The 12,113-nt window shown below is 44.8% G+C and carries 8 protein-coding genes; 3 read left to right on the top strand and 5 right to left on the bottom strand.

Annotation, left to right across the window (positions count from 1 at the left end):
* Positions 1 to 800: 800 nt before the first annotated feature.
* Together AABW11_RS17260 and AABW11_RS17255 are read right to left on the bottom strand one after the other, a co-directional pair.
* Positions 801 to 1,481 (bottom strand): DUF6266 family protein, encoded by a 681-nt coding sequence (locus tag AABW11_RS17260; protein ID WP_340106393.1) that lies wholly within the window; start codon positions 1,479 to 1,481, stop codon positions 801 to 803.
* 494 nt (positions 1,482 to 1,975) lie between these two features.
* Positions 1,976 to 2,995, bottom strand: coding sequence for a glycosyltransferase family 2 protein (locus tag AABW11_RS17255; protein WP_340106392.1), 1,020 nt, complete (start codon positions 2,993 to 2,995; stop codon positions 1,976 to 1,978).
* Positions 2,996 to 3,709: 714 nt separating this feature from the next.
* Between AABW11_RS17255 and AABW11_RS17250 the strand changes: the two genes are divergently transcribed.
* Positions 3,710 to 4,561 carry a hypothetical protein gene (locus tag AABW11_RS17250; protein ID WP_340106391.1) on the top strand — a complete coding sequence of 284 codons (852 nt, stop codon included), beginning with the start codon at positions 3,710 to 3,712 and terminating at the stop codon, positions 4,559 to 4,561.
* A gap of 229 nt (positions 4,562 to 4,790) precedes the next feature.
* Here the strand turns inward: AABW11_RS17250 and AABW11_RS17245 are convergent, their stop codons facing one another.
* Complete coding sequence (locus AABW11_RS17245) at positions 4,791 to 6,047, bottom strand: glycosyltransferase family 4 protein (protein ID WP_340106390.1); 1,257 nt, start codon at positions 6,045 to 6,047, stop codon at positions 4,791 to 4,793.
* 561 nt (positions 6,048 to 6,608) lie between these two features.
* On the opposite strand from AABW11_RS17245, the gene AABW11_RS17240 reads away from it, so the two are divergent.
* The gene (locus AABW11_RS17240; RefSeq protein WP_340106389.1) at positions 6,609 to 7,217 is read left to right on the top strand and encodes a class I SAM-dependent methyltransferase; all 609 of its coding nucleotides are present in this window, start codon (positions 6,609 to 6,611) and stop codon (positions 7,215 to 7,217) included.
* Positions 7,218 to 8,134: 917 nt separating this feature from the next.
* Positions 8,135 to 8,596, top strand: a complete 462-nt coding sequence (gene tnpA / locus AABW11_RS17235) for an IS200/IS605 family transposase (RefSeq protein ID WP_340106388.1) — start codon at positions 8,135 to 8,137, stop codon at positions 8,594 to 8,596.
* Positions 8,597 to 9,644: 1,048 nt separating this feature from the next.
* On the opposite strand, the gene AABW11_RS17230 is transcribed toward tnpA, so the two are convergent.
* Both AABW11_RS17230 and AABW11_RS17225 read right to left on the bottom strand, forming a co-directional pair.
* Positions 9,645 to 10,631: an ATP-grasp fold amidoligase family protein gene (locus AABW11_RS17230; RefSeq protein WP_340106387.1), complete on the bottom strand. Its 987-nt coding sequence runs from the start codon at positions 10,629 to 10,631 to the stop codon at positions 9,645 to 9,647.
* 89 nt (positions 10,632 to 10,720) lie between these two features.
* Positions 10,721 to 11,470, bottom strand: a complete 750-nt coding sequence (locus tag AABW11_RS17225; RefSeq protein WP_340106386.1) for a hypothetical protein — start codon at positions 11,468 to 11,470, stop codon at positions 10,721 to 10,723.
* Positions 11,471 to 12,113: the final 643 nt, after the last annotated feature.

Here is a 12,113-nt window from a genome sequence, read left to right as displayed (position 1 = left end):
TTGAAAAGGCGTTTTTTAAGATGGATATACGAGTAGGAAGATCGTGGGTCTGGACCCGCGATGACGGTCAAAAAAAAAGTGGATCCTAACAACATGGCATGTCTCTTCAAACCAAAACTGCGGTACAAATTCTAAGCATTTATCAGGCTCAAAAAGCACGCACATAACGAAACAGACATGCAATGTTTCTTATGGGCCTTTGACTAACTCGAAATAAATACTGATGGGAGTGCAGGGTGGTAGACCAACGGTTAAGATTTGGGTGAGAAGGGGAGGGAGTCAGGAAAAGCCGTTGTTTTAGATGGATCTATGAACAGCGAGATATCTCGACTACACACCGAAAAAGCACCGGTGTTTCGCTCGATATGACAGGAGGTTTGGGGTGGAAATGGGCGGCGTACCCGATTCATAGATTTGCAATGCCTTGTCCTACGCCGCCTGGCCAAATGATTAACGCGGCGCAAAAAAGGTAATAGATTCAGTTTTTGGGTTACGAGCGCCGCGCATTATCCAAAGAAAGCCCATGTCATACTGAGCGTAGGTGTGCTTTTTCACCGAAGTCGCACCATAGGCGTCTTGGGAAAGGATCTCCTTGAAATGGGCATGAGTTTTGAAAAGGCGTTGTTTAAGATGGATCTTCGAACGGGGAGATCGCGGGTCTGGGCCCGCGATGAGGAACATTAGGCGGGGAGCTTGTATTCGTGGGTTCCAATAAAAAAACAACTCTGCCAGGATCCCGCGAAATGCACGCGGGAACTCTGGCAGGTTGTTTTGCCTGTAGCCGCATTAAAAAAATGCGATCAGGCTGCGTTTTCAGTGCCGAGGTAGATGCTTTCAGACACTTCCCGGCCGGTTTCCGACCGGAAGGCCAGGTAGCCGGCGACGGGATCACCGCTCCACGATGGCGGAATGGCAATCTGCAGTGTTTCATCCTGCCGGGACGCCCCGAACACGCTGTAAACTACCGCTTGTTTCGCCGTATTGAAGAGCAGCACCATGGCGCCGTCTTCATTGATGCCATTACCGGTTGCGGCATCGTTACTCCACGTGACGTCGGCCGTTCCGGCCACCGAGAGATCGATCCCTGCTGCTGACGCTCCAAGAAGATCACCGGTGGAGACCACCAGCGCTTCAGGGCTGATCTCCAGGTCGGGATAGGTTCCCGTGATCGCCTCACGGACGTTCAGGGACATCGCCCGGTTCATCGCCGTCTGTCCCCGGCCGCTGTTTTGGAACCCGATGCCGATGAAGGCCCGGCTCTTTTTCAGGAAGTTCATCACCATGCTGAAACGCATGCGCTGCGCCAGCTGGCCTTCCGTTTTCGGGTTTTTTACGGAGGAGGGTTTTGAACGGATATAGTCAATACCCCTCCATCGCCCGCCAACTACGTTACCGACTGTGCCTGAGATTCCTCCCAGGATACCTTTACTTAATTTAGCCATAATTATATGGATTAAGTTTAAAGTTAAGCAGACCAGCATGCCGTGTTAAGACCTGCTGTCCTGCAATTCACCCGCAAACTAAACCGGTCAGACGGGCTTCAGTAGCCGCAGAGGGTCACTTTCCGAAATCTTCCCGAATCTCCCGAAATCTTCTTTTCCTTCTAAAACCAGCAAAACACAGTACGTTTCAGGACATTTTTTAGCCACAAAAGTCTGAATCTGTGCGTGAAAACAACCGCGGTCCCCGTCCATACCCCCTCAATTGCACGGCCATAATTTCAGGGAGTTGGTACGGAGATGGTACGGGGTTTGTACAGTGATGGGAGGGAGTTGGATACGGTCTGTTGCAGCGGGTTTATAATTGTAAAATTGAAAAAGTCAAGACCTGCGAAAATCTTCCAAAAGCGTTCGGAATCGCTTCGATTATTTAGACAGGCTATATATGCTTTACATAACAGAATATCGCAGAAACCCGGAAAGGCCTGGCTGTTCTGCCGGCTTTTTACAATTGTATCATACTCTTTCCAAAGCCTTTATTTGGTCGAATCTATTTTAAAAAGTGCAGGATTATGTCGAATTTTTTTCAGCAACCCCGTTGATCGGAGAAGAAATTTTTCAAAGCTATTCAGATGGTAGAAGTTCTTGTAAAGGTCCAAAAGGGATCCCTCATCACTATGCTTCTTGAAATCTTCCAGGATACTGTTCCTGTAGGCGCTGAATTGACGTGTGTCAAAATTTGAGGCTCCGGTAAGACGCGAAGTCCATTTGTTCTTCCAGCTTTCGAACCCCATACAGTCGTAGTGAAGCACATAAAAACGCTCTGAAACTTTCATTTCAGGAACAGAATGCTCAGCTGGCTCAGGAAGGTGGCATTTTATACTGCTGATTTTAGCCGATGTTCTTGTTGCTGATTTTCCGACCTGGTGACCATGTAAAAAGATTCTACCGGTGTGATATTTTGCATGATTTGAACCGAGTAAATCAGCTACTTTTCTTCTTCGATACCACCATTTTGCTTTTTCATATTGTATGGCTTTATTTTTTGGGCTGGTGAAAAACCGATCGTCAGAAACCGGCAGAGCATCATATACCTTAAATAGGCTGATTTCCGCAAAAGCATTGGTGTAGGCGTCTTGTTGTGGGATCGCCTCCATTACTGGAAAACGTAATATTTCAATTTCAGACGGCACGGTGCTGAAATAGCCTTTTAAGGACCCGGGGCCATAAATTAATTCGTCATGGTCTACGTGCAACAGCCACTCAATGCCTGATTTACCCGCCATTTGAAAAGCAAGCGTTGCATTTTTTTCCTGCTTGTCCTGAATTGTTGATTCAGAAGATATCCCAAAATCTGACCAGTGGGCCTCATCACACCTGTATATAGTTAAGCGTTCATCATGCTCTATCTGTGAAATCGCGGGATCATCCGGATCATCAAAAAACAGGTACATCCTGTCTATGCCACTGTTCAGATAATAATGTATAAAAGAAAGGGTTTCTTCCAGAGGTGCCTTTAAGGTTGTAACAGTTGCGACAGATGTGTTATTTATCAAAATAGCTTGCTTTCTTAATTTCAGATGTTAAGTCGTAAATCCCGCTATGATAAGTTTTTGTTTAGCCTGGATTCCAGTCAAAAGTCGGAATATCTCGCAGGTATAGCAAATGGGGTGCAAAGCTAACCGGTTGTTCGAATGAAGCCCCGATGATCAATAAATGCTGAATCCGAATCTGAAGTAATCTACAAATGTATGGTAATAACTGAGGTTAAAAGAAACTCTTACACTCGTCATAATATATGATAACCTGCAAGTCATCTTCCATCCAGTTTAGCAAAGCACTAATATATTTAATAGATTTAAAAAACCTTTAAACTGTTTTTTAACGATCAAAAATCTACTCCTGAATTCAAAATTTCACTAAAAGATAGAAAGACACCGTTACCAAATTTTATTTCCTCCTCATATGTCCGGGCATGATCAAAATTCAGGTCACTTGAATTAACGAACAAAAGCAATTCAGCCCGGAAAGAACCAGTCGATAATCATGCGAAGAGCAGAGATCGTTAAAATATTCAAATTTAGGATTTCGGCGTTAAGGTCATAGATTCATCCTGTTGATTTGACGGGTAAAACGGGGCAAAGTGAAGGAGGGCAATGTACAGTGGAAGTGATAAACAGGGAAGTCAAAATGATGACGGTTGCAGATGCAAAGAGATCAGTGCAATATTTTAGTTTCAAAAGGTCTGTAAAGAATAAAGTTTGGGAATATTGAAGTTCATAAAAAATCTGCTGTTCACACTCAGGCCGGCACTTATGGTTCTGAAGACAAGTGACGGGATTTCTGCGAATAAAATCAGGTTCAATAAAAGGAACAGGAAATGTGTTGTGATGGGCAATGGCCCGTCGCTCAGGGAAGATCTGCCCGGGATTATGGAGCGAAAGGAGGAGGTAGATCACATTTGCGTGAACGCATTCCCGCTGGCAGAGCAGTTTTTTGCATTAAAACCTGAATACATTGTTCTGACAGACACCGCGTGGTGGCGGGAAGACCCGAATATGAACGATGCAACGACCAGGAAAAAAGTTTTCGAAACTCTTGAAAAAGTTGACTGGAAGATGCAGCTGATCATCACCCATAACGGGGATTACAATTTTATACGTAGTAGCGTCAGCAACAAGAACATAGAAATCATAAAGCTGAAAACAGTCAACCTTTATCGCCCCGTAGATAAGGATGCCTTTAGATTCTATGATACCGGGTATTTTGGCCCTCCTTTTAATAATGTGCTGATCATTGCCCTTTACTCTGCAATCAAGGCCGATTACAGGGAGATTGAAATCTACGGGGCCGACCTGTCCTATTTGTTTTTGATCGATGTTGACCAAAGGACAAATGAGGTTTTCATTGAAGAGGAGCATTTTCACAAAAAAAGTGAGAAAGAGATTCTGAGAAGAGATGCCGGAATCGATTCAAAACCCACTACGATGCATGAATTCCTTTACCTGCAGGCCATGACACTTAAAAGTCACGAACTGCTTAGTGAATACGCGAAATCAAAAGGGATCGAGATCACAAACAAGAGCTCCTATTCTATTATTGATGCATACAGCAGAGGATAAAGAAACCGGGTTCTGAAGCCTGAACCTTATCCTGATTCTGGGTCAGATACGTATCTCTTATAACCAGGGTCAATCCTTGCAGCGTTAAAAAGGGATTGATCTCTCAGAAATCAGGTTTCCAAGAAGACATTTATACAAAAAACCGGGATTGCAGAATGATAACTGTGTTTCGTGTTGACTGATTCATGTCAATTGCTCAACCGGCCTCCGATTCAGGTAGCCATCGCATTTACTCGCAAAGGTGGCTGATCAGGCTGCTGATGTTACTCGCATATGCGGGCTGGGAATGGTTCAGCAGGTATTTCTGAAAAGCTGCTTCAGCAATTGTTAAAGTGAGCTCCCTGTTCAGCAACAGCCTTTTAATTGCTTCACTCAGCTCTTTTGTATTCAAAGGTTCAGCAAGAAGTGCTTCCTTTCCGCTTTGGAGCGTTGAGGATGTCCCCGGAATATTGAAGCTGACAATAGGAAGTTTCATCAGCATCGCTTCACGCAAAATCCTTGAGACTCCCTCGGCCCTGGAGCTTTGAATCAGGATGTCTGCATGGGCCATAAAACGGAGGTAATCCTCCCGGTGTCCATGGAAAAACACCCTGTCCCGGATGCCGGATTCAGCGGCCATTTTTTTAAGACTATTTCCGTAATCGGACTCTAAGCCTGAACCTCCGCCAACGATATGCAGATCCAGGGCTGGAAAGTCATCTGAGATATATTTGAAGGCTTCAATGGCAAGATCCTGTCCCTTCCGGTGCTGCACGGATCCCACAAGAACTAAAGCTTTTCTTTCATTATCGTAGGGGCTGTCGAGCAGCCGGGCTGCAAGAACCTCTCTTTCCAGGCAGGATGGCGGAACAACAAAACAATTTTTGGCTGACATCGCCCCTCTGTTGGCACATTCCGCCGCCTGGTCGTGTGCCTGGAATAAGATCCCGTCGTACCGGCTGCAAAAGATGCTGTATTTACCGGAAGATGAAAACTCCTCCTCAGAAAGGTGGTAGTCGCTGATCCAGTAGTTGTCAACCGCATCGGGAGAACCGTTATGGTTGTAAATTACGGGCGCTGAGGTATATTTCTTTATTTCGCTGAAGGTATCTGCGGGCAGCATGCAGGCGTCAATCACCAGATCTGCCTCGGAAAGAACTTGCTGAAATGCTTCTTCGCGATTTTCTATAAATCCGACAATCCGCGTTTTCCAGATGCCGGGATTCAGGTAGGACGTGTTATCCGCATTCTTTTCCATGCTGCTTCTGATGGGCCATGAATCAGGCATCGAATAAATGTTTTCAACCGGAACGACCGTCCCTGTATCTTTGATGAGCCTTAAACGAGATTCAAACCTCAGCTTTAAGGCGCTTCCGGTGGCGATACCCAGCTGCCCGTTATGTCCGAGGCGGTTAACCGCCTCAGCCAGATCGAGGCTCGTGGATGCACCGCCGTTTGCGCGGTAAATTCTCTCGATCAGAATTAAAACGTTGTACTTCTCAGCCATGCAGAAAAATTTAAATTTTTACACGTTCGATCTTTGAGCGTGCATCGCACAGAAAGTTTACGTGTGTATTCATGAAATCTGAATATTTCGCCTGAAAAAGTTCTATGAATGATATGAATCAGTAATTTAGAGGTAAAGATGACCTTTTGTCGATCAATGCCACTGACTGTAGTTATCGGTCGATTTATTACTTAAGATATTAAAAAAATACTCAATTCTACTTTCCGTTCCATTTGTCTATGATGTATCGGCCTGTTCGCGTTGATGTCTTGGGTGTAGGATAAACATCTTTTCATTTAATATAGTCCAGGAAATGATATCACGACATTTGACGCGCAACAGCAAATCACAATGCAGGTAATTGACTTATTGCGTGAAAGTCCGGAATATAATCTGTAATGTTATGCCGGCTTCACCGGACATTAAATATTAAAAAAGGCGTTAAATTCGCTTTGAGGAGTGTCACTGCACCATTCCAGCATCTGTTTTGACCGCAGACGAATCCAATAATTATATTTTAAGAGATTTAGATTTTAGCCATCAAGCCCGATAACTGACATTATGCATCCAAAAATTTACGAGGAATTTGAACGTATCTGTTCAAAACGAAATATTACCGGTTCGGTACTGGAAGTAGGCGCCACACCTTCATCGAAAAGCCTTCTTCGCATGAAGGCGCTGGATAATGTGAAAGAAAAAGTGGGGATAAATCTTGACGGACCTCATACATTGGAGGAGTACAAGATTTATAAAGGGAACGCCAATTCGATGGACATGTTCGAAGATGAACAATTTGACGGTGTTCTCTGCAATGCCATGCTGGAACACGACAAATTTTTCTGGAAGACGCTATCTGAAATCAGGAGGGTTACCAAGCCCGGCGGGTTTATCGCAATTGGAACGCCGGGTTATAAAGACTACAAGGTTGAAAAATACAGATTAATGCTCGACAAAGTCCCCTATTTGAGGCGCCTGAGATTTCACCAGTATATGAACCTGTTTTTTACATCAACCATAACATTCCAGATACACGATTATCCCGGAGATTATTACCGGTTCAGTCCTCAGACGTACAAGGAGGTTTTCTTTGAAGGCATGGATGAGGTTGAAATAAAATCACTGATGCTTCCACCCCGTATTGTCGGGTCAGGAATTAAAAAGCCGAAGTGATACTCGGGTTGACGCAGCCGGTCAGAGACGGAACCCTCCCGGATCTGTAGAAAGTGCTGTAAATAGGCCCTATGCCGGAAGTGACGCCCGTTCTATCGCCCATGCCTATGGCATTCCTATTGTTGTAGCGGCGCTGGACCCCCGGGTTACGCCTGCGGCGCCCTGCTGGCTCACCCGGGGTTATAGATGAGTCATGCCTGACGGCATTGGGTGGTGGGCTGGGAAGGAGGTTTTGAGAAGGAAACGACTACTGCATTTCCTTGAAAAGTGGCCTGTAAAAGTAAATCCAGAACGCACTGGAACTTCTAATCTGCTTGATCACAGATAATTTCCAGTCAAAAAAAAAGTGCCAGAGGCACGCTGGAATTTTATAACCCCGGAATTCATTCCGGGGAACTTGGCGACTGTTCTGAAAGCAAGTGCCATAGGCACGTATGGTCTTTCCCGGTGCATGGTCCATGCCTACGGCATTCACATATCGTAGTGGCTCTGAGTGTCCCCGGGTTTCGCCTGCGGCGCCCTTCGGGCCACCCGGGGTTATAAAATCGGTCATGCCTGACGGCATTGGGGTTTTGGGAAAAAGGTAGACTCAATGGAAAAGAAACGTTCACGCCCTGAAACGGGATGTTTTAGGAAAACCCAGATATTGAATTAAGAATTAAACCCCGGATGAAACCTTAGAGGTTTAAAGTTGACACAAAACCTGGTGTGGAGTGAGTTTTTGTATACCTAAACCGAATCCAAGTGCCCTCGGCACGCCGGCATCTTATAACCCCGGAATTCATTTCGGGGAACTAGGCGACTGTTCTGAAAGCAAGTGCCATAGGCACGTCCAATTCTTTTTAAGGCTTGATTTTTTTGGTCACTTTGCCCTAATTGCAAATAAAACCTAAATCAACTGAAGAGAGAGGAGAGTTATGGCAAATACCTATTTTCAGAACTATGTTCACACTACATTTCCGGTAAAGTATCGCCGCGCAAAAATCCAATCAGAGTGGAGGCAAACTCTCTTTGGTGTGATGGGAAATCTGATAAACGATTCGGGGTGCAAAACTATAATCGTCAACGGTGTTGAAGACCATGTTCATTGTTTTTTTGGATTCAGTCCAATAGTATGTATTTCAGACGTTATGAGATCCGTTAAAGCCAAATCTTCCAAATGGATTAACCAATCGGAACTATTGACTCACAGGTTTGAGTGGCAGCCCGGTTTTGGCAGTTTTACACTTGGGCACTCTCATGTAGAAAAGACTTTCAGATATATTCAGAATCAGGGAAAGCATCACCAAAAGATGACCTTCAAAGAGGAGTATTTAATGTTTCTGAAAAAGTTCGAGATCGATTATGATGATCAATATATTTTTACAGAATTGATTTGAATCTGCTGGATTGGCCCTTCCCATAGGATTAATCTGGACTCTGGTTATGCAATGTTGTCCATGCCTACGGCATTCACATTTCGTAGTGGCGCTGAGTGCCCCCGGGTTACGCCTGCGGCGCCCTGCGGGCTCACCCGGGGTTATAGATGGGTCATGCCTGACGGCATTGGGTGGTGGGCTGGGAAGGAGGTTTTGAGAAGGAAACGACTACTGCATTTCCTTGAAAAGTGGCCTGTAAAAGTAAATCCAGAACGCACTGGAACTTCTAATCTGCTTGATCACAGATAATTTCCAGTCAAAAAAAAAGTGCCAGAGGCACGCTGGAATTTTATAACCCCGGAATTCATTCCGGGGAACTTGGCGACTGTTCTGAAAGCAAGTGCCATAGGCACGTATGGTCTTTCCCGGTGCATGGTCCATGCCTACGGCATTCACATATCGTAGTGGCTCTGAGTGCCCCCGGGTTTCGCCTGCGGCGCCCTTCGGGCCACCCGGGGTTATAAAATCAGTCATGCCTGAAGGCATTGGGGTTTTGGGTGTTTTAATGGTCCATTCAGGAAGCGTGATAGCTGCAATTTCATCTATAGATTGGAAAAGATGTGGAAGAAATATTCCTAGAGTATGAAGAGGCAGTTTAGTTGTTATGAAGAAGCTCCGGAATTAACAATATGTGCCTTCGACACGCCGGTATCTTATAACAAGGTTGTCTAAAAAGTCTATTTTTGGTTTTACAAATGTACTATCCAAGTTGACTTGCTACTACTGGGTGAACTCTCCAGGATTTTCGAACTTCCGGAGGGTTTTTCTTACAGGTGAAGTGCCGCAGGCACGCACGATGTTCAAGGTTTTGCCACGGTGTATTAATCATGCCTGACGGCATTTATGCCCGGACTTAAGTGGGATCTGAGAAGTGGAAAATTGCTGTTTATTCCTGACCGGCATATGTGCAGAAAACACTCTGTTCGCCAGGCCATGGAGGCTGCCTGAATGCGGAGGTCTCAGGTGCAGCGGGAAAAGTGATGACGCCGGATTCAGCTCTTTTTTGCATTTATGCCAGGGGCAGATCGATCAGATCTCCAAGCTTTCTGTCCCATCGCTGCGGAATGAACTCTCCAAATCCACTTTGATGGAAAAACGTCAGCTCCCCGAATACGATTTGTCCTGAATCAGGGATATAGAGATCTACCCGTAAAAAAGGGTGGTCTTTGGAGACGGTTTCGGCAAACCGGATCATTTCGTCCAGAGCCGCCGGCCGGGTAATTTCGCCCGGGTAGATTGGCCTTTTTATCGTAAAGTCTTGTTTCTGCCAGTTGAGATCGTAAAAAGCTCTTTTTGTATTGCCAAGTGTGTCGACATCAACGGTGATGTATTTGACCTTGCCGTTAAAACATAGCAGCCTGAAATCTTTAACATCTCCGGAGCTTCCGGTTGTCAAATACTTTTCTGCAATAATGCATGGCTCAATATCTTTATAGACCCATTCGCCCCAGCGCCGGAAGTGGTAATAATTTTTACGCATCCATTCATCCAGCTTTTTGAGCTTGTTTTTATTGAATGTTTCTTTATCCCGGATTATAAAATTACCTCCGCTCCAGTGGTTTGCCTTCACGACAAATGATGATGGCAGGTTTTTCCAGTCTTCGAGCAGTTCCTCTGAAGATGTGTAAACCCCAAATAACGTATTCAGGTATTTTTCATATCCCAGGCCTGACAGGTAGTTCCTGACTGCATATTTATCAGCGAGCTTATGGATGCCCTTTTTTCTGTAGTGAATTTTCAGCCACTGGGTTTTCTCGTTAAACGTTTTCGGATTTTCCAGATCGGGCTCATAACTCAGTATTTTTCTGAACCGTCTTTTGATGAGCTCAGCATCTCTTTTTTTTAGAAATTCAGGTGAGTGGGTGTCGTAGTGATCTGTAAGATGATTCATATCAAACCTGAGTTCCTTCTGCCCGGTATCCAGCGACCGGAGTTCCGGAAGGAGACGGAACAGAACACGTCTCAGGTACTTTTTTAAAGTTGTTTTTAGATTCATTTAGTATTGACCCTGCAATTCGTTCATGTAATCATTGATCTGCATCACGAAAACTTTTCCGGCGGATCCGTATCGTTTAGAATTCATGGTTATTGAGCTACCTTCAAAGGTTCTCCAGTTTTTTCCCAGCGGTCAAGGGTTTTATGATATAGCTTCCAGTCTTTTCTGTAAAACAAAAGTGTAAACCATCGAATAAGTTTAAGATTAAATTCATCAGGCGAAGGCTTCTCTTTTGATTTGTTCGGGATTTTGCCGCCGGCAATTTCAGAATCCAGGCCCTGAACATGGTCGCCAATGCGGCTGATTTCCTGAAATGGGTAAAGATCGACATCAGGAAGGGGACCTTTGATTTCACTGCCCTCGAGGTTAAGGTACAGATGCTGAGGCATTAAATGCTGGATCACAGGGCTGTAAATATTTACTTGCCGGTTTCCCCTCAGATGCAACAAACCGGAGCCTATATTTTTAAAATAGAATTTGAGCCACAATTTGAAAATAGTCCTGAAACTGCCGAGCAATCTTTTTTTCGATGTTAATGCTCCCGGTCGGTTCAGCATATAGCAGATGACACTTATAAGCCTTTCCTGCGGATTTCGAATAATGGCAAACCATTTTAAGGACAATCCCTTTTCGCCCAGCAGATCGAGCATGTCTGCGTATGAAAGGTGTTGTGTATCGCTCCCGATCAGAAACTCCAAATCGGCTGACCGATTCAAATTCTTGGAGCCCAGGCCCCAGTCAGGCCTTTTTTTGTGAACTCCCATCAGATGCTCAACATAGGTACCGCCGTTCCGCGGTATGTGCACGAATCCTAAACCCTTTTCTAAATGTACCGGCATAAAATCTATTTTATCGGGGTTATGAGTGCAATATCCGCAAAAGTGATTAAGGCTGTAAAATATTTGTTGGCGTACGTTCCGGTCACATGTTGTGCCCGCAAATCAGGACGGTGAGGCTGCTGCCATGCCAAAGATAAACAATTTATTGAGAGTTATCGGTTGAGTGTCCGGAAATGGTAGTGAACCGGAAGCATTCAATCCACAGGAAAAAAGCGGAAATATGCTACACGACAGTGTGTTTTTAACGTGCCTCACGATTTATCTTTGCAAATAAATGATTTTGGTTACTTATATCCGGGCAACTCATTTCAGCGCTATTCTTTGAGATTTGAACAGCCTGGACCGTTTGAGTGGATGGCTGATGGGATGGCGGCACACCCCTCTTACGTACATTTGCTACTATCTGCTAATGAGGGAAAATGTGGATGTGACATAGTTGTCACTGTTAAACAGTATAAGGAACTTAGGATAGGTGCTCTGTGCTTTGGAATTTAAATACAGAACAAGGGTAAATGAGGTATATCACCTACTGCGTCCGGAACCGGAAGTATGCGGTATCTAAATGACAAATTGTAAAAGGTCAGGCTTTGCTACGATAATACCAAAATGAACAAACCCTATCATGATTGACACATAGTAAATG

Source organism: Rhodohalobacter sp. 8-1, assembly GCF_038150125.1.
GTDB lineage: Bacteria > Bacteroidota > Rhodothermia > Balneolales > Balneolaceae > SW132.
Note: the sequence above shows the minus strand (reverse complement) of the source record. Positions and strands in the feature narration are given on the sequence as shown.